At 66.1% G+C, this 25,902-nt stretch carries 19 protein-coding genes and 1 riboswitch; of the genes, 13 read left to right on the top strand and 6 right to left on the bottom strand.

Translation table 11 applies throughout. The features are described from left to right. The first annotated feature begins 37 nt into the window (after positions 1-37). The 9 genes from mraY to ftsZ all read left to right on the top strand — a co-directional run bounded on the left by mraY (position 38) and on the right by ftsZ (position 11,632). Positions 38-1,216 (top strand): phospho-N-acetylmuramoyl-pentapeptide-transferase, encoded by a 1,179-nt coding sequence (gene mraY, locus C8C93_RS15970; protein WP_121507542.1) that lies wholly within the window; start codon positions 38-40, stop codon positions 1,214-1,216. After that, positions 1,213-3,255: a UDP-N-acetylmuramoyl-L-alanine--D-glutamate ligase gene (gene murD, locus C8C93_RS15965; protein ID WP_370109560.1), complete on the top strand. Its 2,043-nt coding sequence runs from the start codon at positions 1,213-1,215 to the stop codon at positions 3,253-3,255. The genes mraY and murD overlap by 4 nt, the downstream gene beginning before the upstream one ends. Further along, complete coding sequence (ftsW, locus tag C8C93_RS15960; protein WP_055399564.1) at positions 3,252-4,526, top strand: putative lipid II flippase FtsW; 1,275 nt, start codon at positions 3,252-3,254, stop codon at positions 4,524-4,526. Before murD ends, ftsW begins: the two co-directional genes overlap by 4 nt. Beyond that, positions 4,523-5,587 (top strand): undecaprenyldiphospho-muramoylpentapeptide beta-N-acetylglucosaminyltransferase, encoded by a 1,065-nt coding sequence (gene murG / locus C8C93_RS15955; RefSeq protein WP_121507541.1) that lies wholly within the window; start codon positions 4,523-4,525, stop codon positions 5,585-5,587. The genes ftsW and murG overlap by 4 nt, the downstream gene beginning before the upstream one ends. Continuing rightward, complete coding sequence (murC, locus tag C8C93_RS15950; protein ID WP_055399560.1) at positions 5,584-7,017, top strand: UDP-N-acetylmuramate--L-alanine ligase; 1,434 nt, start codon at positions 5,584-5,586, stop codon at positions 7,015-7,017. The genes murG and murC overlap by 4 nt, the downstream gene beginning before the upstream one ends. After that, a complete protein-coding gene (locus C8C93_RS15945; protein ID WP_121507540.1) occupies positions 7,014-8,003 on the top strand; it encodes a D-alanine--D-alanine ligase in 990 nt (329 codons plus the stop codon). Before murC ends, C8C93_RS15945 begins: the two co-directional genes overlap by 4 nt. Next, on the top strand, positions 8,003-8,818 hold the full coding sequence (locus tag C8C93_RS15940) for a cell division protein FtsQ/DivIB (protein WP_121507539.1): 816 nt from the start codon (positions 8,003-8,005) through the stop codon (positions 8,816-8,818). The genes C8C93_RS15945 and C8C93_RS15940 overlap by 1 nt, the downstream gene beginning before the upstream one ends. A gap of 107 nt (positions 8,819-8,925) precedes the next feature. Then, positions 8,926-10,155, top strand: coding sequence for a cell division protein FtsA (ftsA, locus tag C8C93_RS15935; protein WP_008903721.1), 1,230 nt, complete (start codon positions 8,926-8,928; stop codon positions 10,153-10,155). A 235-nt stretch (positions 10,156-10,390) separates the two neighbouring features. Next, on the top strand, positions 10,391-11,632 hold the full coding sequence (gene ftsZ, locus C8C93_RS15925; protein ID WP_121507538.1) for a cell division protein FtsZ: 1,242 nt from the start codon (positions 10,391-10,393) through the stop codon (positions 11,630-11,632). A 122-nt stretch (positions 11,633-11,754) separates the two neighbouring features. Here ftsZ and C8C93_RS15920 read toward each other — a convergent pair whose 3' ends face one another. Next, positions 11,755-13,542: a methyl-accepting chemotaxis protein gene (locus C8C93_RS15920; RefSeq protein WP_121507537.1), complete on the bottom strand. Its 1,788-nt coding sequence runs from the start codon at positions 13,540-13,542 to the stop codon at positions 11,755-11,757. A 215-nt stretch (positions 13,543-13,757) separates the two neighbouring features. Here C8C93_RS15920 and lpxC point away from each other — a divergent pair, with 215 nt between their 5' ends. The 4 genes from lpxC (at position 13,758) to C8C93_RS15905 (ending at position 18,892) form a co-directional block, all read left to right on the top strand. Further along, positions 13,758-14,681: a UDP-3-O-acyl-N-acetylglucosamine deacetylase gene (gene lpxC, locus C8C93_RS15915; RefSeq protein WP_121422316.1), complete on the top strand. Its 924-nt coding sequence runs from the start codon at positions 13,758-13,760 to the stop codon at positions 14,679-14,681. Between the two features lie 7 nt (positions 14,682-14,688). After that, a complete protein-coding gene (locus tag C8C93_RS25260) occupies positions 14,689-14,865 on the top strand; it encodes a hypothetical protein (protein ID WP_176888338.1) in 177 nt (58 codons plus the stop codon). A 42-nt stretch (positions 14,866-14,907) separates the two neighbouring features. Continuing rightward, positions 14,908-15,031, top strand: a riboswitch (TPP riboswitch). A 115-nt stretch (positions 15,032-15,146) separates the two neighbouring features. Beyond that, on the top strand, positions 15,147-17,039 hold the full coding sequence (gene thiC / locus C8C93_RS15910) for a phosphomethylpyrimidine synthase ThiC (protein ID WP_121507536.1): 1,893 nt from the start codon (positions 15,147-15,149) through the stop codon (positions 17,037-17,039). A gap of 197 nt (positions 17,040-17,236) precedes the next feature. Further along, positions 17,237-18,892, top strand: a complete 1,656-nt coding sequence (locus tag C8C93_RS15905; RefSeq protein WP_121507535.1) for a methyl-accepting chemotaxis protein — start codon at positions 17,237-17,239, stop codon at positions 18,890-18,892. Between the two features lie 249 nt (positions 18,893-19,141). On the opposite strand, the gene C8C93_RS15900 is transcribed toward C8C93_RS15905, so the two are convergent. The 5 genes from C8C93_RS15900 to gspL are packed head-to-tail and all read right to left on the bottom strand — an operon-like array spanning position 19,142 to position 25,821. Then, entirely contained in the window at positions 19,142-20,530 is a 1,389-nt protein-coding gene (locus C8C93_RS15900) for a GspE/PulE family protein (protein WP_121422318.1), read from the bottom strand. 13 nt (positions 20,531-20,543) lie between these two features. Continuing rightward, positions 20,544-23,156 (bottom strand): type II secretion system secretin GspD, encoded by a 2,613-nt coding sequence (gene gspD, locus C8C93_RS15895; RefSeq protein WP_158603275.1) that lies wholly within the window; start codon positions 23,154-23,156, stop codon positions 20,544-20,546. A 4-nt stretch (positions 23,157-23,160) separates the two neighbouring features. Continuing rightward, positions 23,161-23,970 (bottom strand): type II secretion system protein N, encoded by an 810-nt coding sequence (gene gspN, locus C8C93_RS15890; protein WP_121507533.1) that lies wholly within the window; start codon positions 23,968-23,970, stop codon positions 23,161-23,163. A 28-nt stretch (positions 23,971-23,998) separates the two neighbouring features. Continuing rightward, complete coding sequence (gene gspM / locus C8C93_RS15885; RefSeq protein ID WP_055398546.1) at positions 23,999-24,556, bottom strand: type II secretion system protein GspM; 558 nt, start codon at positions 24,554-24,556, stop codon at positions 23,999-24,001. Beyond that, entirely contained in the window at positions 24,553-25,821 is a 1,269-nt protein-coding gene (gene gspL, locus C8C93_RS15880; protein WP_121507532.1) for a type II secretion system protein GspL, read from the bottom strand. The genes gspM and gspL overlap by 4 nt, the downstream gene beginning before the upstream one ends. Positions 25,822-25,902 lie beyond the last annotated feature (81 nt).

The following is a 25,902-nucleotide window of genomic DNA, read 5'->3' as shown; positions in this document are numbered from 1 at the left end:
TGGCGGCACCCAAGGCCGTGCAAGCGGGGGAGGCCACATGCTGCTGATGTTGTCGCAATGGCTGCAGGGTCTGTCGCCCGAGTTCGGCTTTTTCCGCGTGTTCCAGTACCTCACGTTCCGCGCGGTGATGGCCGCCATGACGGCGCTGCTCATCGGCCTGATTGCGGGCCCCAAGGTGATCCGCGTGCTCACCTCGCTCAAGATCGGCCAGCCCATCCGGGGCTATGCCATGCAGACGCACCTGTCCAAGAGCGGAACGCCCACGATGGGTGGCGTGCTGATCCTGCTGTCGATTGCGATTTCCACGCTGTTGTGGTTCGACCTGTCCAACCGCTTTGTGTGGATCGTGCTCATCGTCACGCTGGGTTTTGGCGCCATCGGCTGGGTGGACGACTGGCGCAAGGTGGTCAATAAGGACCCCGAAGGCATGCGCTCACGCGAGAAGTATTTCTGGCAGTCGGTGATCGGCTTGATTGCTGCGCTGTATCTGGTGTTCAGCATTTCCGAAAGCTCCAACGCCAAGGTGTGGGAGCTGTTCGTGGGCTGGGTGCAGTCGGGCTTCTCGCTGGACCTGCCGCCCAAGGCAGGCTTGCAACTGCCGTTCTTCAAGGAGATCAGCTACCCGCTGGGCGTGCTGGGCTTCGTGATCCTGACCTACCTCGTCATCGTCGGCTCCAGCAATGCCGTGAACCTGACAGACGGCCTGGACGGCCTGGCCATCATGCCGGTGGTGATGGTGGGTTCGGCCCTGGGCGTGTTTGCCTATGTCACGGGCAGCTCGGTGTACTCCAAGTACCTGTTTTTCCCGCACATTCCGGGCGCGGGCGAACTGTTGATCTTCTGCGCCGCCATGGCGGGGGCGGGCCTTGCCTTCCTGTGGTTCAACGCGCATCCAGCCCAGGTGTTCATGGGCGACGTGGGCGCACTGGCGCTGGGTGCTGCGCTGGGCACCATCGCCATCATCGTGCGGCAGGAAATCGTGCTGGCCATCATGGGCGGCATCTTCGTGGTTGAAGCACTGTCGGTGATGCTGCAGGTGACCTGGTTCAAGTTCACCAAGAAGCGCTACGGAGAAGGCCGCCGCCTGCTCAAGATGGCGCCCCTGCACCACCACTTTGAAAAGAGCGGCTGGAAGGAAACGCAGGTGGTCGTGCGCTTCTGGATCATCACCATGCTGCTGTGCCTCATCGGCCTGTCCACCTTGAAACTGCGATGAACGCTGACGAGCCTCTCATCCGTCCCACGCCCGCCGAACCCGGGGCGCCCGATGCCGCGCGGCCGTTGGCAGGGCCGGGCGCGGACGCCGACGTGAACGCGCGCGCTGGTGACGACTTTTTTGCACCGGACCCCACGGAAACTGTCGATACCGATACCGATACCGATACCGATACCGAGGCGCTGAACACCGATGCGCAGCAGCCCAGCGTGGGCATTGCGGCTGAGCCGTCGTCCCAAGCTGGCGAACCCGTCGCCGCAGTGCCGCCTGAAATGGCCGCGCCGGACGTAACTCCTGCGGCCGGGAACGCACCCGCCAAGGGCCATACCTGGGACCCTGAAGCCGTGCCCGCCATCTCGGCTGCCAAGGCTGCCGCCGATTTCGTGGCGCAGATCTTTGCCGATGTATCGGCGCCCGAGGCCGCGCCCGTCGAGCACAGTGTCGACGTTGAAGACGTTGACGCCCCGGGTGCATCCGGCGCAGAGGCCGAGCCGCAGGTCGCGCCGCGCGAAGCCATGGCCCAACTGCTGCAAGGGCAGAACATCCTCATCCTGGGACTGGGCGCCTCGGGCCTGGCCATGGCCCGCTGGTGCGTGCGCTGCGGGGCCGAGGTCACCGTGGCCGACACCCGCGCTGCGCCGCCACAGCTGCCCCTGCTGCAGCAGGAGCTGCCCCAGGTGCGTTTTGTCGCCGGTGCCTTTGATGCCAGCCTGGTGGAAGGCCAAGGCCTGAACGCGGTCTACCGTTCTCCCGGTTTGAGTCCTGAGGCAATAGCTCCTGTTTTGATAGCTGCTAGTGCCTGTGGAATAAGCGCTGGGGGCGAACTAAGTTTGTATTCCATGGCGCTGAACGCGCTGCGGGCATCCCATGGCTACGCACCGGCGGTGCTGGCGATCACCGGTACCAACGGCAAAACCACGGTCACATCGCTCACGGGCCAGCTCGTGGAGCGTTCGGGCACGAGCGTGGCCGTGGCTGGCAACATCGGCCCCACGTTGCTCGATACCCTGGCGGGCCACATCGACGCCGGCACGTTGCCCGAGGTGTGGGTGCTGGAGCTATCAAGCTTCCAGCTCGAAGGTGTGACCAACTTTGAGCCCACTGCGGCGACCGTGCTCAACATCACGCAGGACCACCTGGACTGGCACGGTGACATGGCGGCCTACGCGGCGGCCAAGGCGCGCATCTTTGGCCAGACGGGGCTCATGATTTTGAACCGCGAAGACGTGGCCGTGATGCAGATGCTGCCGCCTCCGGTGAAGGTCAAGCTGCAAAAACCCCAGGTGCGAGAGCACCTGACGTTCGGCGCCGACATGCCCCGGCGCCCCGGCGACTTTGGCATCGAGGTCGTGAGCGGCATGCCCTGGCTGGTGCGCGCGATGGACGCGGATGAAACCCGCAAGCGCGGCCGCAACGAAGTGGCGGAAGACCTGCACATCCAGCGCCTGATGCCCGCCGATGCGCTGCGCATCCGGGGTCGCCACAACGCGGTGAACGCGCTGGCTGCGCTGGCCCTGGCCTCGGCCGCAGGCTGCACCTTGGCCCCGCTGCTGTACGGGCTGCGCGAATACCGGGGTGAGCCGCACCGTGTGGAGCCCGTGGCCATCATCAACGGCATTGAGTACTTTGACGACAGCAAGGGCACCAACGTGGGTGCCACGGTGGCGGCCCTTACTGGCCTGGGCGCAGAGCGCCGCATCGTGGTCATCCTGGGGGGCGAAGGCAAGGGGCAGGACTTCTCGCCGCTCGCAGCGCCGGTGTCGCGCTATGCGCGCGCTGTGGTGCTCATCGGGCGCGATGCGCCGCAGATCCGCGCTGCGCTGCAGGACTGCGGCGTGGTACTGCTGGATGCCGAGACATTGCCTCAGGCTGTGGCTCTGGCCACGCAGCGGGCCCATGCGGGCGATGCCGTACTGATGTCGCCCGCCTGCGCCAGCTTTGACATGTTCAAGGACTACGAACACCGCGCACAGGTCTTCTGCGACGCGGTGCGCACGCTGGCAGACGATGCCGGGCAATCCCTGGAGGGCATGGCATGACGGCCGATGTGCGCAATTCCACATTGCTGCAGCGGGTGACCGGCTGGTTTGGCGGCCTGCCCGGCAAGGCGGCCGACGTATTGCCGGTGCGCGTGGGTGGCACCGAGTACCGCCAGTCGTCGAGCACACCGGCCAGCGTGCTGGGTTTCGACCAGGCCCTGCTGTGGGTGGTGGTCGCGCTGCTGGCCTGGGGGCTGGTGATGGTGTATTCGGCCTCGATTGCCATGCCGGACAACCCGCGTTTTGCCAACTATGCCTCCACCCATTTTCTGACCCGCCACGCGATGTATCTGGTGATCGGGTTTGTGGTGGCCTTGCTGGCCTTCCAGGTGCCGATGGCGCTGTGGGAGCGTGCGGCGCCGTGGTTGTTCGTGGTCGCATTGCTGCTGCTGATCGCGGTGCTGATCCCCGGCGTGGGCAAGGTCGTCAACGGCGCGCGGCGCTGGTTGTCCATCGGACCCATTGGCTTTCAGCCCTCTGAAGTGGCCAAGTTTGCCGTGCTCATCTATGCGGCCGACTACATGGTGCGCAAGATGGAAGTGAAGGAGCGGTTTTTCCGCGCCGTGCTGCCCATGGGCGCTGCCGTGGGCATTGTGGGCGTGCTGCTGCTGGCCGAACCCGACATGGGCGCGTTCATGGTCGTGGCCGTCATTGCCATGGGCATTCTGTTCCTGGGGGGTGTCAACGCCCGCATGTTCTTTCTCATCGCCGGGGTGCTGGTGGCGGCTTTTGGCGTGATGATCGCCAGCTCGCCTTGGCGCCGCGAACGCGTGTTTGCCTACCTCGACCCCTTCAGCGAGGAACACGCCCTGGGCAAGGGCTACCAGCTCTCGCACTCGCTCATCGCCATCGGGCGCGGCGAGATTTTTGGTGTGGGGCTGGGCGGCAGCGTGGAAAAGCTGCACTGGCTGCCCGAAGCGCACACCGACTTTTTGCTCGCCGTGATCGGCGAGGAGTTTGGCCTGGTGGGCGTGGTCACGCTCATCGTGCTGTTCTTGTGGATGACGCGCCGCATCATGCACATCGGCCGCCAGGCGATTGCCCTGGACCGCGTGTTCGCTGGATTGGTGGCGCAGGGCGTGGCGATCTGGATCGGCTTTCAGGCCTTCATCAACATGGGTGTGAACCTGGGCGCGTTGCCGACCAAGGGGCTCACGCTGCCGTTGATGAGCTTTGGGGGCTCGGCGATCTTGATGAATCTGGTGGCGCTTGCGGTGGTATTGCGGGTGGATTATGAAAACAAGCTTCTCATGCGCGGAGGCCGCGTATGAGCGCGCAGAAAACTGCTCTGATCATGGCCGGTGGTACCGGTGGCCACATCTTTCCGGGCCTTGCGGTGGCCGAAGAGCTGCGCACGCGTGGCTGGCGTGTGCACTGGCTGGGCGCGCCCGGCAGCATGGAGTCGCGCATCGTGCCCACGCACGGCTTCGCCCTCGAACTGATTGACTTCTCGGGCGTGCGCGGCAAAGGCATCGTGACGCTGGCCCTGCTGCCGCTGCGCCTGCTGCGTGCCTTCTGGCAAGCCCTGCAGGTGGTGCGCCGCGTCAAGCCCGATGTGGTGGTGGGCCTGGGGGGCTACATCACCTTTCCGGGCGGCATGATGGGGGTGCTGGCAGGCAAGCCGCTGGTGCTGCACGAGCAGAACTCGGTGGCGGGCATGGCCAACAAGGTGCTGGCCGGTGTGGCCGACCGGGTGTTTACCGCCTTTCCCAACGTGTTCAAACAAGGCCAGTGGGTGGGTAACCCCCTGCGCACGCCGTTCACGCAGCAGCCCGGCCCGGCCGAGCGGTTTGCGGGGCGCACCGGTCCGCTGCGCCTGCTGGTGGTGGGTGGCAGCCTGGGGGCGCGCGCACTCAACGAGATCGTGCCAAAGGCTATTGCCTTGATGCCTGCCGACCAGCGCCCGGAGGTGATTCACCAGAGCGGCGCCACGCAGATCGACGCCCTGCGGGCCAACTATGCGGCTGCAGGGGTCGAGGCGGAATGCACGCCCTTCATTGATGACACCGCCAGCGCGTTTGCGGCGGCCGACATCATCGTCTGCCGCTCTGGCGCGAGCACGGTCACCGAGATCGCTGCCGTGGGCGCTGCTGCCTTGTTTGTGCCGTTCCCGTCGGCGGTGGACGACCACCAGACCACCAATGCCAGGTTCCTCGTGGATGCCGGTGGCGGCTGGCTGGTGCAGCAGCGCGACCTGACGCCCGAAGGGCTGTCGCAAATGCTATTGAAATTGGAGCGTCCTGCGCTTGTAGATATTGCGCTGAAGGCCAAAAACATGCAAAAAATCAACGCCACCCGCGAAGTGGTGACTGCCTGCGAGGAGTTGGCATGAAACACGCGATTCGCCATATCCATTTTGTGGGCCTGGGCGGCGCGGGCATGAGCGGCATCGCCGAGGTGCTGTTCAACCTGGGCTACCGCATCTCGGGCTCGGACCTGGCCGACAGCGCCACGCTGCGCCGCCTGGAGGGGCTGGGCATCAAGACCTGCCTGGGCCATGCGGCTGCGCACATTGACGGTGCCGATGCGGTGGTCACCTCCACCGCCGTCACGCCCGACAACCCCGAGGTGCTGGCAGCGCGCGAGAAAAAAATTCCCGTGGTGCCCCGCGCGCTGATGCTCGCCGAGCTGATGCGCCTGAAGCAGGGCATCGCCATTGCAGGCACCCACGGCAAGACCACCACCACCAGCCTGGTGACCAGCGTGCTGGCCGAGGCGGGCCTGGACCCGACCTTTGTGATCGGCGGCAAGCTCAACAGCGCAGGCGCCAATGCCAAGCTGGGCAGCGGCGACTACATCGTGGTCGAGGCCGACGAGTCCGACGCGTCGTTCTTGAACCTGCTGCCCGTGATGGCCGTGGTGACCAACATCGACGCCGACCACATGGAGACCTATGGCCACGACTTCGGCCGCCTCAAGGGCGCGTTTGTCGATTTTCTGCACCGCATGCCGTTCTACGGCACGGCGATCCTGTGTGTGGACAGCCCCGCCGTGCGCGACATCCTGCAAAGCGTGACCTGCCCCATCACCAGCTACGGCTTCTCGGAAGACGCGCAGGTGCGCGCCATCAACGTGCGCGCCGAGGCGGGCCAGATGCGCTTTACCGTGCAGCGGCGCAACGGCGTCACGCTGCCCGACATGGAGATCGTGCTCAACCTCGCGGGCGAGCACAACGTGCTCAACGCGCTGTCGGCCATTGCCGTGGCCGTGGAGCTGAACATTCCGGACGAAGCCGTACAGCGTGCGCTGGCAGGCTTCAAGGGCGTGGGCCGGCGCTTCCAGCGTTATGGCGACCTGCCCGCCAAGGACGGCGGCCAGTTCACCGTGATCGACGACTACGGCCACCACCCGGTGGAGATGGCGGCCACCTTGGCTGCCGCACGGGGTGCCTTCCCGGGGCGCCGCCTGGTGCTGGCTTTCCAGCCGCACCGCTACAGCCGCACGCGCGATTGCTTCGAGGATTTTGTGAAGGTCATCGGCAATGCCGATGCCGTGCTGCTCACCGAGGTGTATGCCGCTGGGGAGGCGCCTGTGGTGGCCGCCGATGGTCGATCGCTGGCCCGCGCGCTGCGCGTGGCGGGCCGCGTGGAGCCGGTGTTCATCGACAACGTGGCCGACCTGCCGCAAGCCATTGCCGACAACGCGAAGGACGGCGACGTGGTGATGTGCATGGGCGCAGGGTCGATTGGCGCCGTACCTGGCAAGGTGGTGGAAATGCTACAAAATAGTGAGCTATCAGCGCTTGAAGGGAGCGCGCTATGACTGTTTTTGATTCCAATTTTGATGTGAAATCGCTGGGCAAGGTTGCTGTGCTGATGGGCGGTGACTCGGCCGAGCGCGAGGTCTCGCTGATGTCTGGCAGCGGCGTGCTGCAGGCGCTGCGTTCGCGCGGGGTGGATGCCCATGCCTTCGACCCCGCGCAGAACGCGCTGGGCGACCTGAAGCGCGACGGCTATGCACGCTGCTTCATCGCGCTGCACGGCCGCCATGGCGAGGACGGCACGGTGCAGGGCGCACTGGAGCTGCTGCGCATCCCGTACACCGGTCCGGGCGTGATGGCCTCGGCCATCGCCATGGACAAGGTCATGACCAAGCGCGTGTGGCTGGCCGAGGGCCTGCCCACGCCGCGTTATGTGTGGCTGGCGCCCGACCGCCAGCAGCGCGAGGTGGTGCGCACCGTGCCCGATGAACTGGGCCTGCCCCTCATCGTGAAGCCGCCGCGCGAAGGCTCCTCCATCGGCGTGACCAAGGTGCGTGGCTATTCGGACATGCAGGAGGCCGTGCAACTGTCGGCCCAGTACGACCCCGACGTGCTGTGCGAAGAGTTCATCGAAGGCGAAGAAGTGACCTGCCCCGTGCTGGGCCAGGGCGCCAGTGCCCGTGCGCTGCCAGTGATCCGCATCGTGGCGCCCGATGGCGCCTACGACTACCAGAACAAGTATTTCACCGATGACGTGAAGTACCAGTGCCCGAGCGGTCTGCCCGAATCTGAGGAGCGCGAGATCCAGCGCATCGTGCTGGAGGCTTACCGCACCCTGGGCTGCCGGGGCTGGGGCCGTGCCGACCTGATGATCCGCGCCAGTGACCGCAAGCCCTTCCTGCTGGAGATGAACACGTCCCCCGGCATGACCGGGCATTCGCTGGTGCCGATGTCCGCACGGGCTTCGGGTATCAGCTACGAAGAGCTGTGCCTGCGCATCCTGGCCGATGCTGCCTTGGACACTCCCACAAGGTCGAAGGCCGACTGATGACACAAACGTTGCCCGCACCGCTGGACGTCAAGCTCATGAACCTGACCGCATCGGTCTTGTTCGTGGGCTGCGTCCTGCTTGTGCTGGCGGCGGGGGCCTGGTGGGTGCTGCGCTACCCGGGCTTTGCGATTGCGCGCATCGTGGTGCAGGGCGAGCTGGTGCACAACAACGCGGTGACCTTGCGGGCCAATGTCGCGCCGCACCTGGTGGGCAATTTCTTCACGGTGGATTTGCGTGCCGCGCGCGAGGCCTTCGAGCAAGTGCCCTGGGTGCGCCGCGCCCAGGTGCGGCGGGTGTACCCCGGCAGCCTGCGCGTAGAGCTGCAGGAGCATGACGCGGTGGCGTACTGGGGGCCGGACACGGGCTCTGCACTGGTCAACACCCAGGGCGAAGTGTTCGAGGCCAACGTGGGTGATGTGGAACAGGACGGCCTGCCGCGCCTGCTGGGACCTGCGGGCAGCTCCCCCGAGGTGCTGCAGATGTTTGGACTGCTGCAGCCGGTGTTCAAACCGCTCGGGCTGGAGGTCGAGACGCTGGAGCTGACGGGGCGGGGCGGTTGGCGGGCCACGCTGGACAGCGACGCCGTGGTGGAGCTGGGCGGCGGCACACCGCAGGAGGTGGTGCAGCGCACGCAACGCTTCATGCGCACCCTGACACAGGTGGCTGCGCAGTACGGGCGGCGCGTGGATGCCCTGGAGTCCGCCGACCTGCGGCATGCCGGGGGCTACGCCCTGCGAATGCGCGGTGTGACCACGGTGGTGACCGATACCGCAGCGGCGGCTGCTTCGGCAAGTGCCGTGCGCAGGAGGTAATGGCATGCTGCAACAGCAACAGCGCTGGTATGGGGAGCGGGACGCAGTTGGGTTCGTGAATGGGGCCGTGGGGCGGCGGGACAGAACAGAGAAGGGCAGAGACTGATATGGCAAGAGAATACAAAGACGTTGTGGTGGGGCTGGATATCGGCACCGCCAAGGTCATGGCCGTGGTGGCCGAGGTCCTGCCCAATGGCGAGCTCAAGCTTGCAGGCTTGGGCGTGGCCCCGAGCAATGGCCTCAAGCGCGGCGTGGTGGTGAACATCGACGCTACCGTGCAAAGCATCCAGCAGGCCCTGAAAGAGGCCGAGTTGATGGCCGACTGCAAGATCCAGCGTGTGTACACCGGCATCACCGGCAGCCATATCCGGGGGCTCAACTCCAGCGGCATGGTGGCCGTGAAGGACAAGGAAGTCACCTCGGCCGACGTGGCGCGGGTGGTCGAGACGGCCAAGGCTATCAATATCAGCAGCGACCAGCGCCTGTTGCTGGTGGAGCCGCAGGAGTTCGTGATCGATGGGCAGGATGTGAAAGAGCCCATCGGCATGAGCGGCATCCGCCTGGAGGCCAAGATCCACATCGTGACCGGTGCGCAGAGCGCGGCCGAGAACATCATCAAGTGCGTACGCCGTTGCGGCCTGGAGGTCGAGCAGCTCATGCTGAACCCGCTGGCCAGCAGCCAGGCCGTGCTGACCGACGATGAGCGCGAGCTGGGTGTGGTGGTGGTGGACATTGGCGCGGGCACGACCGATGTGGCCATCTTCACCGGCGGCGCGATCCGCCACACGGCAGTGATTCCGATTGCGGGCGACCTCATCACCAGCGACATCGCGATGGCGCTGCGCACGCCCACCAAGGACGCTGAAGACATCAAGGTGGAAAGCGGCTACGCCAAACAACTGCTGGCCGACCCCGAGGCGCAGGTGGAAGTGCCGGGCCTGGGCGACCGCAGCCCGCGCATGCTGAGCAAGCAGGCGCTGGCCGGTGTGATCGAGCCGCGGGTGGAAGAAATTTTCTCGCTCGTGCAGCAGGTGGTGCGCGAGTCGGGCTATGAAGAAGTGCTGTCGTCGGGCATCGTGCTCACAGGCGGCAGCTCGGTGATGCCCGGCATGATCGAGCTGGGGGAAGACATCTTCCTCAAGCCCGTGCGCCGAGGCATTCCCAAGTATTCCAGCGCGTTGTCTGACATGGTGGCCCAGCCCCGTGCTGCTACCGTCATGGGCCTTCTCGAAGAGGCCCGGCTGGCCCGTTTGCGCGGCTTCAAGGTGGCGCAAAAGAGCGGGTCCATGAAGACGGCGTTCGGCCGTTTCAAAGATTTCATCGTGGGGAATTTCTGACCATGAAATACCCAGGAATGAGCGCCGCCGGGCCGCCCCAAGGTGCGAAGGCCCCCTTGGGGGGCAGCGCAGCACACGCAGTGGCAAGCGTGGGGGCCTTGTGGTTAGCCCGTGGTAGCCCGCACGGCACTGCGCGAGAGCGATGGCGATGTACAGGACCGCCTCGTTCTCCAGCCACCAGTACCCCCTTCCCCATATGGCAATTGCCTACGAATTTAGAAACAGGAGCTCCAAGATGACCATCGAAATGATCGAAGCCGAAGAATTCAACCAGGGCACCCAGATCAAGGTGATCGGTGTGGGCGGTGGCGGCAGCAATGCCGTCGAGCACATGATTTCCCGCAGCGTGCAGGGCGTGGAGTTTGTCAGCGCCAATACCGACGCGCAGGCGCTCACGCGCAGTTCGGCCCACCGTGTCATCCAGCTGGGTGGCAGTGGTCTGGGGGCAGGCGGCAAGCCTGAAAAGGCGCGCGATGCAGCCGAAGCGGCAGTGGAAGACATCCGCGACGCCATCCAGGGCGCGCACATGCTGTTCATCACGGCCGGCATGGGCGGCGGCACGGGCACGGGGGCTGCCCCGGTGATCGCGCGCATCGCCAAGGAGATGGGTATTCTGACCGTGGGTGTGGTGACCAAGCCTTTCGACTGGGAAGGTGGCCGCCGCATGAAAAATGCCGACGAAGGCCTAGCCGAGCTGGAAGCCAATGTGGATTCGCTGATCGTGGTGCTCAACGAAAAGCTGCTCGATGTGCTGGGCGATGACATCACCCAGGACGAAGCCTTTGCACACGCCAATGATGTGCTCAAGAACGCCGTGGGCGGTATCGCTGAAATCATCAACGAATACGGCCAGGTGAACGTGGACTTCGAAGACGTGCGCACCGTGATGGGCGAGCCCGGCAAGGCCATGATGGGCACGGCCACTGCCAGCGGCCCCGACCGCGCGCGCATCGCTGCCGAGCAGGCCATTGCCTGCCCGCTGCTCGAAGGCATCGACCTGTCGGGTGCCAAGGGCGTGCTGGTGCTGGTCACCGCGAGCAAGGGCAGCCTCAAGCTGTCCGAGTCGCGCCAGGCCATGAACACCATCAATGCCTACGCATCGACCGACGCTCATGTGATCTTCGGCGCTGCCTACGACGAAACCCTGGGCGACGAGATCCGCGTGACCGTGGTGGCCACAGGCCTGTCGCGTGCCAACGCACGCCGCCAGCCCATCTCGGTGGTGCAAGGTGGCCTGCGCACGGGCACGGACAATATGGCCTACCAGATGCCCATTGCCGGTGTGGGAGCGCTGGGGGGAGCTGTGGGTGTGCAAGGCGGCCACACGGGCAGCGCGCAAGCCGACTACGGCAGCATGTCGGTGCCCAGCGTGTGGCGCACCAACCGCACCCAGGCTGCGGCCCGCGTGGACGCGCTGTCCTCGGGTGGCATGGATGACCTGGAGATCCCGGCCTTCCTGCGCAAGCAAGCAGACTGATCGACAACAGGCTCTTCCATGGGCCGCAAGACAAGAAGCCCTGCCAGCACAAGCTGGCAGGGCTTCTTTTTTGGCAGCGAGGTTTGCTTGCGCTGTTCTTGTGCTGCTTCAGGTCCTGGGGGTCAGAAGGACTCCCAATCGTCGTTGTTGTTGTCCGCTGCAGATTTGGGGCTGCTGGCCTTGGGCGGCAGCGCCGCAGCCGGGGCCTTGGCGGGCGACGCAGGGCGGGGTGCAGCGGCCTTGGCCAGTGCGGGTCGTGGTGCGGCAGTGCGTACGGGAGCGGGTGTGGGGCGGGGTGTGGCCGCGGGGGCGGGCCGGCTTGCCGGGGACGGCGCTGGGGCATTGCTGCCATTGACCCGGAACAGCGCGACCACCTGGGTGAGCTTCATGGCCTGCTCGCGCAGACTGTCTGCGGCGGCAGTGGATTGCTCCACCAAGGCAGAGTTCTGCTGCGTCATCTGGTCGAGCTGGTTCATGGCCGTGTTGACCTGGGCAATGCCCTGGCTCTGCTCGGATGTGGCCGAGCGGATTTCGCCAATGATGTCGGTCACGCGCTGAACGCTTTCCACGATCTCGGTCATGGTGGCGCCCGCATTGCCCACCAGCTGCGTGCCCGATTCCACCTTTTCGACCGACGCGCCAATCAGGGCCTTGATCTCCTTGGCGGCTTCGGCACTGCGTCCGGCCAGGCTGCGCACCTCGCTGGCCACCACGGCAAAGCCCCGGCCTTGCTCGCCCGCGCGGGCCGCCTCGACGGCGGCATTCAAGGCCAGGATATTGGTCTGGAAGGCGATGCCATCGATCACGCCGATGATGTCGCTGATCTTGTTGCTGCTGGCGTTGATGTCCTGCATGGTGGCCACCACCCGGGACACCACTTCACCCCCACGTGCCGCGACCGCAGCGGCTGATGTGGCCATCTGGTTGGCCGTCTGGGCGGAGTCCGAGGTCTGCTTGACGGTGCTGGTCAGCTCCTCCATGCTGCTGGCCGTGCTTTGCAGGTTGCTGGCGGTGTCTTCGGTGCGGTGGGCCAGGTCGTTGTTGCCCTGCGCGATTTCGCTCGACGCGGTGGCGATGCTGTCGGTGGCGGCGCGCACGTCGGTGACCAGCTTGCGCAGCGAGGTGACCATGTGGGCGAGCCCGTCGAGCATCGAGCCGGGGTGGGCCGTGGGGATGTGTGTGTCGAGATTGCCTTCGGCCACTTCCGACATGATCGCGATGGCGTCAGTGGGCTCTCCCCCGATCTGGCGCAGCACGGAGCGCGATACGAACAGGCCGATGGCCCCCACCACAAGAATCACCACCACCACCATGGCCAGGCTCGACAGCAGGGCCTTGCGCAGCAGCATGTCTACGTCATCGGTATACAGCCCCGAGCCCACCATCCAGTTCCAGCCGTCTACACGGACGATGTACTGGAGCTTGGGCACCGGGGTAGTCTGGTTGGGGCGGGCAAACATGGTGGGGACAAACGCTTTGCCATCCTTGCTGCTGCGCATGCCGTTCACCAGCAGGGCGATGATGTCCACCCCCGAGCCGTCCTTGACCTTGCCCAGCATGTTCTGCCCATCCCACTCGGGTTTGAAGGGGTGCATCACCCCCACGCCCTCGGTGGTCCAGATGTAGAAATACTCGGTCTTGCCCTCGGGGCCGCCATAGCGCGCAATGCGCAGGGCGTCCTTGGCGGCCTTTTGGGCCTCCTCCTGGGGCATGGCGCCGCTGGCGGCCTTGGCCTGGTAGGCGGCCACAATGCTGTGGGCAGACTGGACGGCGGTGGTCAGCAGCTCTTTTCGGGACTCGGTGATAAGTCGCCGCTCCTGCAGGAGGGAGGTGACGGCCATGATCAGCAGCGCGACAAGCGCAGTGCCGATCATGAGCATGATTTTCATTTTGAAGCTGAGCTTGCTCATGGGAGTCTCCTGGGGGGCATTTGTGGTGTGTTCATGTTGTATCTTTTCAAGGCCCTCTGGCCCCAAATTGTGCGGCGAACCCGGGGGCCTGCGCAGTAGGTGAAAACGCGGCGGTAGCTCTACGTACGGGCCCCAAGCGCTCCGGGCGTGGCGTCTGCAAGGCAGGCAAGACCTCAGCCCGTGCGGGACAGGGCGCCAGAAACTAAAATGGCGGGATGCTCCAGCAACGCACCCTCAAGACACTGACCCGCGCCGTAGGCGTCGGGCTGCACAGCGGCCAGCGGGTCGAGTTGACGCTGCGGCCCGCGCAGCCGGACACGGGGATTGTCTTTCGGCGGGTGGATCTGCCACAGCCCGTGGACATCCCGATCCGCGCCGAGGCCGTGACGGACACCCGGCTGGCATCCACCATCGCGGTCGGCAATGCCAAGGTGCACACGGTGGAACACCTGATGTCGGCCTGTGCGGGGCTGGGGCTGGATAACCTTTATGTGGACATCACGGCCGAAGAGGTGCCTATCCTCGACGGATCTTCCGCATCTTTCGTTTTCCTGCTCCAGAGCGCAGGGGTCGAGCTGCAAAACGCGCCCAAGCGCTTCATCCGCGTCCTGCGGCCGGTGGAGGTCCGCGAGGGCGAGGGCGCCAACGCCAAATGGGCACGTTTGACGCCTTACCACGGCTACAAGCTCAGTTTCGAGATCGACTTTGACCACCCGGCTGTGGACTCCACCGGCCAGCGTGTGGAGTTTGACCTGGGGCAAGGCAACTACAGCCGCGACATTGCCCGCGCCCGCACCTTCGGCTTCACCCGCGATGTGGAGATGATGCGCTCCAACGGCCTGGCGCTGGGCGGCGGGCTCGATAACGCCATTGTGATGGACGACTACAAGGTGCTCAACAGCGACGGCCTGCGCTACGACGACGAGTTCGTGAAGCACAAGATCCTGGATGCCATGGGCGACCTTTACCTCATTGGCAAGCCCCTGCTGGCTGCGTACAGCGCTTTCCGCTCGGGCCACGCCATGAACAACCTCTTGCTGCGCGAGCTGCTGGCCCAGCGTGATGCCTGGGAGGTGGTCACCTTCGAGGATGAGCGCCAGGCCCCCACCGGCTTCGCTCAGCCCGCGCGCGCCTGGTAGCACGCACATGTTGATCTTTCGTTGGCTGGCCATGCTGCTGCTTCTGGCGGCTGCCGTGTCGTTTGCGTTTTATGCCGGTACGGGGCAGGCGCGCTACAAGCGCCTGGGGCTCATCATCCTCAAGTGGACGGTGATTGCCGCCGTCTTTTTCTTTGCGGTGATCCTCATTGGCCGACTCGCGTGATGCGCGGGCTCTGCAACGCAGTTTTTTCTCTGGCCTATACTCGCGCCTGCTCCGGGGTGTGCTGATGCGCTGAGATGCAAGAGGCCTGAAGAAATTCAGACCAGCTTGCGAACCCGACGAACTTGATCCGGTTCATACCGGCGGAAGAAGAGCCGACCTCCTTGTCCCCGTGCCCCCAGTCCCTGTGGGCACGTCATGCCCCAGGCGCTGCCGCCCCTGGGGGGCGCAAAGGTCCATTCCGGAGCAGAACCCACCGCCCACCGGAACCAGGAGACCTGCCCATGAACGCCCCCGATCCCATCGCTCGCGAGAAGTTTGCTGAATTGCTGGCGCTGACGCGCGAGCCTTTCCCCGCATCGCGCAAAGCCTATATCCCCGGCCAACTGCACACCGACCTGCGTGTGCCCGTGCGCGACATCGCGTTGACCAACGGCGAGCTGGTCAGCGTGTACGACACCTCCGGCCCTTACACCGACCCTGAAGCCGTGATCGACGTGCGCAAGGGCCTGGCCAGCGTGCGCGGGGGCTGGATCACCGGCCGTGGCGATGTGGAGCACTACGAAGGCCGCGCTCCCGTGGCGCTGGACGATGGGCAAAAGAGCGAAGACGCCACGCGCCTGGCCCAGCTGCGCGCCGAGGCCGCCGCCCTGCAGCGCAAGCCCCTGCGCGCCAAGGCCGGTGCCAACGTCACGCAGATGCACTACGCCAAGAAAGGCATCATCACGCCCGAGATGGAGTACGTGGCCATCCGCGAGAACGGCAAGCGCGAGTGGATGGAGCAGTACATGGCTGACGCAGGCCGCGAGCAGCGCCTGATGGGCAACCCGATGGGTGCCAGCATCCCGCGCATCATCACCCCCGAATTCGTGCGCGACGAAGTGGCCCGGGGCCGCGCCATCATCCCCGCCAACATCAACCACCCCGAAGTGGAGCCGATGGCAATCGGTCGCAATTTCCTGGTCAAGATCAACGCCAACATCGGCAACTCGGCCGTCACATCGAGCATTGAAGAAGAGGTAGAAAAGCTCGTGTGGGCGATCCGCTGGGGTGCCGACAACGTGATGGATCTTTCTACCGGCAAGAACATTCACACCACACGCGACTGGATCGTGCGCAACTCGCCCGTGCCGATTGGCACGGTGCCGATCTACCAGGCGCTGGAAAAGGTGGGCGGCGTGGCCGAAGACCTGACCTGGGAGATCTTCCGCGACACGCTGATCGAGCAGGCCGAGCAGGGCGTGGACTACTTCACCATCCACGCGGGCGTGCGCCTGGCCTACATCCACCTCACGGCGCAACGGCGCACGGGCATCGTCTCGCGCGGCGGCTCCATCATGGCCAAGTGGTGCATGGCACACCACCGCGAGAGCTTCCTGTACGAGCACTTCGAGGACATCTGCGACATCATGAAGGCGTACGACGTCTCGTTCAGCCTGGGCGATGGCCTGCGTCCCGGCTGCGCGTCTGACGCCAATGACGAAGCGCAATTCGCCGAGCTGCACACGCTGGGCGAACTCACGCAAGTGGCTTGGAAGCATGACGTGCAGACCATGATCGAAGGCCCCGGCCATGTGCCCATGCACATGATCCAGGCCAACATGACCGAGCAGCTCAAGACCTGCCACGAAGCGCCGTTCTACACCCTGGGTCCGTTGACCATCGACATCGCACCGGGCTATGACCACATTGCCAGCGCGATTGGCGCGGCCATGATCGGCTGGATGGGCACGGCCATGCTGTGCTACGTGACGCCCAAGGAACACCTGGGGCTGCCCGACCGTGATGACGTGAAGCAGGGCATCATTGCCTACAAGATCGCCGCCCACGCGGCCGACGTGGCCAAGGGTCACCCGGGTGCCCGCTCGCGTGACGATGCGCTGAGCCAGGCGCGCTTCGACTTCCGCTGGCAGGACCAGTTCAACCTGGGCCTGGATCCGGAAACAGCGAAGGAGTACCACGACGAAACCCTGCCCAAGGACTCGGCCAAGGTGGCGCATTTCTGCTCGATGTGCGGCCCCAAGTTCTGCTCGATGAAGATCACGCAGGAAGTGCGTGACTTTGCAAAACAAAAGGGTGTGGCCGAGGCTGAAGCCCTGGCCCAGGGCATGCAGACCAAGGCTGCAGAGTTTCAGAAGAGCGGGGGCGAGTTGTACATCCCCCTGAAGCCCGTTTGAGAACAGTGCAATAAGCGCAGCTACTGGCCCCGAGGATTCCCTGAAACAGGGCCTCGGGGCCGTGCTTACCCTGTGCGGTGGATAGCCCCGCCCGGCATATAGTCCCGCCCACCCCCGGTTCAGAAGACCGGGAGGAAGGGCGTGTGGCACTAAATTTGCTATGCTGAGTTACCTGTTAAAAAATGTAAGGAAGAGCCATGAATGCTCTCGGCCGCTTCTCTATCCGCACACGTCTTTACTTCGGAACCGTTTTTTCGCTGATTCTTCTGATCGTCATTGGCGCCATGGGCTACGTGGCCCTGGACCGCACCCGGGGCACATTGCAAGAGCTGTTTTCGCAGCGGGTGCAAACCCTGACCGATATGTCCGACCTGCGCACGACCCTGGGGGACCTGCGCCGGACCGAAAAAGACATCATCATCAATTTCAACAACTCGGTCGAGGTCTCTGCCCTGCGCGAGTCCTGGGCCAAGACCCTGGCTGCCCTGCGCAAGAGCCTGGCCGAGGTGCGCCAGGTGCAGTCGGGCGATGCAGAGTTTGTGGCCTCCATCGACAAATCCCTGGACGAGATCAAGCAGTACGAAACCGGCATTGCCCCCATCTTCGAGAAGATCGAGGGCGCGCAGCTCGATGGTGCGGGGGGCGGTGCCTACGCCGACCGCCTGAAGGTCCACATGGAGGCCACCGACAAGCTGTTCTCCAGCCTGGCCAGCGCGGCCCGCTCGCAGATGGACGAGGCCCGTGCGGGGGTTGAATCGCGCACTTCCACCATGTCGGCGTTGATTGGCATCGGGCTGGTGCTGGGGTTGGCGGTGCTGATTCCGCTCACCTTCTTCAGCGTGCGCTCCATCACCAAGTCGCTGGGGCAGGCGCAGGAACTGGCCGACCGCATTGCCAGTGGTGACCTCTCTCGCGATGTGGCGGCCATGAACCAGGACGAGGTGGGCCAGCTGGTGTCAGCCATGGGCCGCATGCAGGACGCCTTGCGGGGCCTGGTGCGCCAGGTGCAGGACGCGGCAGGCAACATCACCACCGCCAGTTCCGAGATCGCCAGCGGCAACCACGATCTGAGCCACCGCACCGAGCAGACCGCGGCCAATCTGGAGGAAACCGCTTCGTCCATGGAGTTGCTGACCAGCACCGTGCAGCAAAGCGCCCAGTCCTCCCGCCAGGCCAGCGACTTCGCTTCGTCGGCCGCCGAAGTGGCCGCACGCGGTGGTGCCGTGGTGTCGCAGGTGGTGACCACCATGGACCAGATCACGACCAGCTCGCGCAAGATTGCCGACATCACCGGTGTCATCGACTCCATTGCCTTCCAGACCAACATCCTCGCGCTCAACGCGGCCGTGGAAGCCGCGCGCGCCGGTGAACAAGGCCGGGGCTTTGCCGTGGTGGCCAGCGAGGTGCGCAACCTCGCGCAGCGCAGCGCCGAGGCGGCCAAGGAGATCAAGGGTCTGATCGGTTCGTCGGTGGAACGCGTCGAAGATGGCTCGCGCCTGGTCAGCCAGGCCGGGCAGACCATGACCGAGATTGTCAGCAGCGTGCGCCGGGTGTCCGACATCATTGCCGAGATCACGGCCTCGTCGGCCGAGCAAAGCGACAACATCGGCCAGATCAGCCAGTCCGTGAGCCAGCTCGACCAGATGACGCAGCAGAACGCCGCGCTGGTGGAAGAGTCCACCGCTGCCTCTGAATCGCTGCGCGAACAGGCGCTGCACCTGAGCAGTGCAGTCAGCCAGTTCAAGCTGCAGGACGGCGGGGCTCCTGCACCCTCGGTCTTCAGCGCGGCAGCGGCGCCCGCTGCGCCAGCCGTGGCCCAGGCGTCGCGCCGGCCTGCGCTGCGCATACGGTAATTTTGAACATTTTTTGACCGCTAGGGACCCTCTGCACGAATCACCGCGCCGTGTGCATCTGCGGTCTCGGGCGGTCTGCGGCGTTGCAAAACCTCGCAATAGCTACGGCTATTGCTGCGTTTTGCGCCTTGCAGCCCATCACGATCCGCAGCGCACACTTGCCGCTCGATTCGTGCAGAGGATCCCTAGCGCTTATCTATTAAGCGCTAGTTGCTATCAAAATAATATCAAACTGGCCTCTGCGGCTGGCTAGTCCCGCGTCACCCGCAGCACTTCCTCGCGGCTGGTGATGCCTGCTGCAATCAGCCGTTCCCCATCCTCGCGCATCAGCGCCATGCCGTCGGCCAGCGCGGCGGTGCGGATGTCGGCTTCGGACGCCTGGTTGTGGATTTGCGCGCGGATCGCGTCGGTGGTCACCAGCAACTCGAACACACCGGTGCGGCCCGTGTAGCCCGTCTGGCCGCAGTGCTCGCACCCGCTGCCGTGGCAATGGCTGCAGTATTTGCGCACCAGCCGCTGGGCCAGCACGCCGAGCAGGGACGACGACAACAGGAACGGCTCCACCCCCATGTCGGTCAGCCGCGTAACGGCGCTGGCTGCGTCGTTGGTGTGCAGCGTGGCCAGCACCAGGTGGCCCGTGAGTGAGGCCTGGATGGCGATCTGTGCGGTTTCGAAGTCGCGGATTTCGCCAATCATGATGATGTCCGGGTCCTGGCGCAGGATGGCGCGCAGAGCCTTGGCAAAGGTCAGCTCGATCTTGCTGTTGACCTGCGTTTGCCCCACCCCGGGCAGCTCGTACTCGATGGGATCTTCCACCGTCATGATGTTGTTGCGTGTGGCATCGAGCCGGCCCAGCGCCGCATACAGCGTGGTCGTCTTGCCCGAGCCGGTGGGCCCTGTCACCAGAATGATGCCGTGCGGCTGGCTGATCAGCCCCTCGAAGCGACGCAGCGTCTCACCCTGCATGCCCACGGCTTCCAGGCTCAGTTTGCTTTCGCTCTTGTCCAAGAGGCGCAGCACCGCGCGTTCGCCATGGGCGCTGGGCAGGGTGGAAACGCGTACGTCAATGGCGCGGGTGCCCAGGCGCAGGCTGATGCGGCCGTCCTGCGGCAGGCGTTTCTCAGAGATGTCCAGGTCGGCCATGATCTTCAGGCGAGAGATCAGCGCGGCGTGCAGCGCGCGGTTGGGTTGCACCACCTCGCGCAGGGTGCCGTCCACGCGAAAACGCACGCTGGAATGGCGCTCGTAGGGCTCGATGTGGATGTCGCTCGCGCCATCGCGCGCGGCCTGCGTGAGCAGGGCGTTGAGCATGCGGATGATGGGTGCGTCGCCCGCGGATTCGAGCAAGTCCTCGACGGCGGGAAGCTCCTGCATCATGCGCGAGAGGTCCGCGTCGCTTTCGACCTCGCTCACCACGGTGGCGGCGCTTGATTCGCTGTGCGAATACACGGCGCTGATGCGCTGGGCCAGGGCCGGGGCGTCCAGCGGCAGCAACTGCTGCACCGGGTGTTTGCGCAGCACTTCGGACAGCGCACCGGCGTCGGGGTGGGGGCCATGCCACAGCACCAGCTGGTGGCCGTCGTCCTCCAGCAGCAGCTGGGCGGTGCGGGCAAAGGCGTAGGGCAGGGGGTGGCGCATGGGCGTGGGTCCGTCAGAGCGCCTTGGGCGAGACCGTGGCGTTGAGTGCCAGACTGCGCACGGTGGCGGCAGCGGCATTGGCAGCGTCTTCGGTGTTGTAGGGGCCCACACGCACGCGGGTTAGCGTGCCCCGGTTGGTGTCTACCGCCTGGATGGACAGGGGCAGTGCCGTGCTGCGCAGCTTGGTCATGGCGCTGCGCGATTCCGCATCCTTGCCGAACACACCCACGTTCACGTAGTACAGCGGCGCGGGGACCTGCGCCTGGGCTGTGGGGCTGGACTGCTCCACAGGCGCGCTGCTTTGGGGAACGGTACCCGGTGTGGGTGGGGGGGGCGCCACAGGGGTGAGCTGCTGCATGGGAACGGGCACCGGCGCGGCGGGCTGCACAGGCATGGGGCTGGCGACCGAAGGCGCCCGCTCGGGCAGCGAGGGAAGGATGGGGGCGCCAGAGACCGACTTCATGACGGTGCTGGCGGCGGGCTGCGTGGCCTGCTGCAGCGCGCGTATCGCTTCGTAGCGGTCCATCATCAGTGCGTCGCTGGTGGCGTTGTCACGCACCACAATGGGGCGCAGGAAGACCATGAGATTGGTCTTGTTGCGCGAGCGGGTTTCGCTGCGGAACAGGTTGCCCACCACCGGCAGGTCGCCCATCACCGGCACCTTGTCCTGGCCTTGTTGGTAGCTGTCTTCCAGCAGGCCGCCGATCACGATGATGCTGCCGTCGTCCACTACCACGTTCGACTCGATGGAGCGCTTGCTGGTGCTAGGGCCGTTGGCATTGCTGAGGGTGGCGGTGTCGATCTTGGACACCTCCTGGTAGATCGCCATCTTCACCGTGCCGTTTTCGCTGATTTGCGGACGCACCTTGAGCATCAGGCCCACGTCCTTGCGTTCCACGGTCTGGAACGGGCTCACGGTGCTGCTGCCCGTGGTGTTGGCGTACGAGCCGGTGACGAAGGGCACGTTGTTGCCGATGATGATTCGCGCTTCCTCGTTGTCCAGCGTCATCAGGTTGGGAGTGGAGAGCACGTTGGCATCGCCGCTGTTCTGCAAAAAGTTGGCCAGTGCGCCCAGGTAGTACTGGCCGTTGATGCGTGGCGCCAGCGCCAGGTTCATGCCCTGACCCAGCGTGCCCGCCGCCGTTGCGATGCTGGATGCATTTCCTGTCGCCAGTGCCGCAGTGATGCCCAGGATGTTGGCGCCCGCCTGTCCGGAATTGGTGCCGATCACGCCCACGGTGCCATCGCCTTGTTTGCCCAGGATGCCTTGCCACTGGATGCCGAACTCGGCGAGCTTGTTGGCCGAGACTTCCACGATCAGGCTTTCCACCAGCACCTGTGCGCGGCGTCCGTCGAGCTTGTCGATCACTGCACGCAACTGGCGGTACAGGGGCTCGGGCGCCGTGATGATGAGCGAGTTGGTGGTGGGGTCGGCCTGGATCTGGCCGCCCGTGGACGGCTGGTTGTTGTTGGTGCTGCTGGTGCCCATGCCGCTGCTTCCCGAGCCCAGTCCCCCGCTGCTGCCACCTGATAGACCGCTGCCTGTGGACAGCATGTTGCCGCTGGTGCCGCCACCGCCCAGGCCTCCACTGGGCGCGGCCGGTGCGGCACTTGCGCCCGCGCTGCCACCGCCCGTGTTGCCGGTGCCGCCCATGGCTGCCATGGCGGCACGCAGCGTGGTGGCCAGCTTGGTGGCGTCGGCGTTCTTCAGGTACACCACATGGATGTTGCCGGTGGACGCACTGCTGCCGGGCGCAGGCGCCTGATCCAGCTGTGCCACCAGTGCGCGCACCTGGGCCACACGGGCCGGGTTGGCGGCGCGCAGGATCAGCGCGTTGCTGCGCGGCTCGGCAATCAGCGTGGTCTTGAACGAGGTGTCCGCCTGCCCCTGTGCGGCGACCGGTGCGGCACCGCTGCCCCCGTCGATCAGGCGCGCCACCAGCGGCGCGAGGTCAGTGGCGACGGCGTTGCGCAGCGGGATCACTTCCACATCGCTGGCGTTGGAGACATCCATGGCCGCCACGATGCGCGCCAGGCGCTGCAGGTTGTCCGCGTAATCGGTGATCACCAGCGAGTTGTTGCCGGGGTTCACGTTGATGGTGTTGTTGGGGCTGATCAGCGGGCGCAGCACGGGCACCAGATTGGCGGCGTTTTCAAAGTTGAGTTTGAAGATCTGGGTGACGATCTGACCGCCACCGGGCGCGCTGCCAGAGCTGCCCTGCACCACGCTCACGCTGCCGCCTTGCAGCTTGGCGTCGGCCTCGGGCACCACCTTGTACAGGCCTGCAGCCTCCACCACCGTAAAGCCCTGCAGCCGCAGCGCGGCCAGGAACTGCTGGAAGGCGGCGGCGGGCGACACGGCGCGTTCGGTGACCAGGTTGAGCTGGCCCTTCACGCGCGGGTCGACCACCACGTTGCGGCCCGTGATGGTGGCCATGGTGCGGGCCACGGCTTCGATCTCGGCGTTGGCGAAGTTCAGGGTGACGGGCTCGCCGGCGCGCACGCTGCCGGTGCCGGTATCAATGGCGGTTTGGGCAATAATTTGGCCGCTAGCGCACGCCAGTATTGCGCTAGCTGCTATTGCTTTAAGAGCAAAACCCAGACGTGGTGACAACAAGGAGTTCATAGGTTCAACCCACGGTGATGATGGAGCGCGCGCCGTTGCGCCGTCCAATGATGTTCAGAAGATTCGACAGGGCGGCTTCGCGCTCGGGGGTGGCGCTGGCCTCGCCCGCAAAGCGCAGGCGGTTGCCCACCCACTGGCCGGTGCCGTTGAGCTGCAGGTGCCCGTCCAGCGTGCTCAGCGTGAGCGTGGGCGCCTCGCCGCCCTGCACCGCGAGGCGGTAGCTGCCCATGGGGCGCAGGGTGGACAGGCGGGACGACATGGCCCGTGCATCCAGCTGCACCTGGCCTGCCAGGGACATGCGTCCGGCACTCCAGCGCATGGTGAAGCCACGGGTCTGCAGCGCCAGCTGGCCCTGGGGCTGCAGCGTGTTCCAGGGCGTGCCCAGCCCGGTCAGCACGGAGGCCGGCCACAGGCTCTCGCCGTCGATGATGGTCAGGCGCGTACCGGACCAGCCGGCACTCGCCTGCAGTCGCAGGGGTGTAGGGGTGCAGCAGCTGGCATTCAGTTGCGCGTGCAAGCCACCCCAGCCGGGGCGGATGCGCCAGTCCAGGCGGCTGGGCAGGGCGGCGCTGTCCTGGCTGGCCGAGCCCCCCGTCAGCACCAGTTGGGCCGAACCTGTCCAGACCGTACCGCGTGCCTGCAGCAACTGTACCTGTCCGCCCGTTGCGCTGGCGACGCTTTGTGCCAGCCAGTGGGCGGGTGCAAACGCCACCACGGCAGGCACTACGCCCGCCACAGCGCCGACCAGCGCCCAGCCCCATGCGCTGCGGGGAGTGCGGGGTACGGGTTTTCGGTGTCGTGAGGAGGTGGCCACGGGAGCGTGTGTCTGTGCGGGGGCTGATTCAGGGCTGGGCAGGCGGCAGGGCCAGCACCAGGGTGCCGTCCCAACGTGGCATCGCCGTGGCCGCGTTGCCCAGTTTGACCGGTGCAGGGGCGTTGGGCGCGGAGCCTGCAGGGGCAGCGCTGCGCGTCAGGCGCGCCTCCACCGGGGCGGCGCGGGCGTTGCTGCGTGCCTGGGCCAGCCATTGGGCCAGCGCATCGGCGGGAGCGCCTTTGAGCGTGACCGTGGCGCGGTCTCCCACCACATTGAGCTGGGCCGTATTGCCCAGGCGCTGTGTGAGCGCGGTGCGCAGCGCACCGACGGAATCGCCGCGCGTGTTGCGCGGGGCCGACTGCAGCTGCTGCGCTTCGGCGCGCAGGCCTTGCATGCGCTGCAGCTGTGAGTCCAGCTCGGCATGGCGCGCGGGTGCGGCGCGCAACGTGGACAGGGCCGGGGCCACGGCCAGCCACCACAGCAGGGCAAACGCGACGAGACCACCTGCGGCCAGGACCAGGGTCTGCTCACGGGGGGCCAGGGCCTGCCAGCGGGCGCGCAGGGCGGGAGAGGTGATGACAGTCATGGTGTGCCTTCAGCGCGCAGCAGCAGGCTGCCATCGTCCAGCCGCGCACGGTAGCCCGCAGCCTGCAGGCGGGCCGAGAGCACGGTTTCTTCATCGGGGGCCAGCGTGACGCCGCGCAGGCGCAGCTCGCCGGGGGCGTATTCGATGCCCGTGGGCTGGCGGCCGCTGGGGAGGGAGGCTCCGGCGGCGGCAAGCAGGGGCTCCAGGTCGCGGGCCGAAACGGCGCCGGCCGCCTGCCGCAGCTGGGCCAGTTCGCGCTCCATCTGCACCGGGGCATCCACCACCACCTGCACCTTGGGGAAAGTCTGGGTCAGCGTGGACCGCACGGCCGCCTGTTTGGCGGCCAGCGCCTTGCGCTCCTGCCAGGCCCAGGCATTGAGCCCCACCAGATGCCCCACCACCAGCAGTGCTGCGCCCCAGCGCGCTGCGCGCCACTGTGGGGCGTTCAGCAGTGCGCTGGCCAGGCTGCCCGCCTTGCGCAGCGCCCGGGTGCGGCCGGTGCTGGCCAGATCGAACTGGGCCAGATCCCAGTCGCCACGCGCGGCGTCCAGCGCCCGCTGGCTGGCCGTGTGCAGAGCCACGCGCTGGCCCAGCGTGCGCTCTGCCAGGGCCGCGACCGCAGGCTCGGCGCGCACCACGGGCGCACCGTCTCCGTCCGTGGCCGTATCCTGGGGGAGCCCGGCACGGGCCAGCATCACGGAGGCAATGGACAGGGGCAACACGGCCACGCCGTGGTCGGCGCCCTGCCCAGTCAGCACCACGCAGGCGTCTTCGGGGGTGCCCAGGGCGCACAGCTCGGGGCGGCCACTTTGGGTGGGGCCGGGGGCGAATTCAGGCACGACACGCGACACGCGGCGACCAGCGGCTTCCAGGGCCTGCAGGTTGTCGCGCAGCCAGGTGCGGTCGCACACCGCCACCCACACGGGTTCCCCGGGATTGGCATCCGGCTGGATGGCAAAGTGCAGCTGCGATGCGTCGTCGAGCAGGCGGTCTTCAAGCAGGCCCTCCAGCACCGACCGCAGGCGCGGTGTCTGCTGGCCCGCGCCCAGAGCCAAGCCGGGCGGCAGTTGCACCCGTTGCCAGGACAGCGCCCGGGCGGGCACCACGGCCACCACTTCGCCGCCGGGGCGCGTGGGTTCGGGCAGCAGCGCGGCCGGGGCAGTGGCGTGGCGAAGGGCAGTGTGGCCGTCCGCCGTCAGCGTGTAGCTGTACTCGGTGGCCGGCCCCGGACGGGCCGGCGGCAGGAAAAGGATGAGGGTGCTCATGGACAGGTTTTGCGGGCCATTTTAGGGGGCGGGCTTGACAGTGCGGGCCGAACCTGCGGATGTGTTGCAGATGTGTCAGAT

Source organism: Acidovorax sp. 93, from assembly GCF_003633835.1.
GTDB lineage: Bacteria > Pseudomonadota > Gammaproteobacteria > Burkholderiales > Burkholderiaceae_C > Acidovorax > Acidovorax facilis.
The sequence above is the reverse complement of the archived record's forward strand: the minus strand, read 5'-3'. Positions and strand labels throughout refer to the sequence as shown.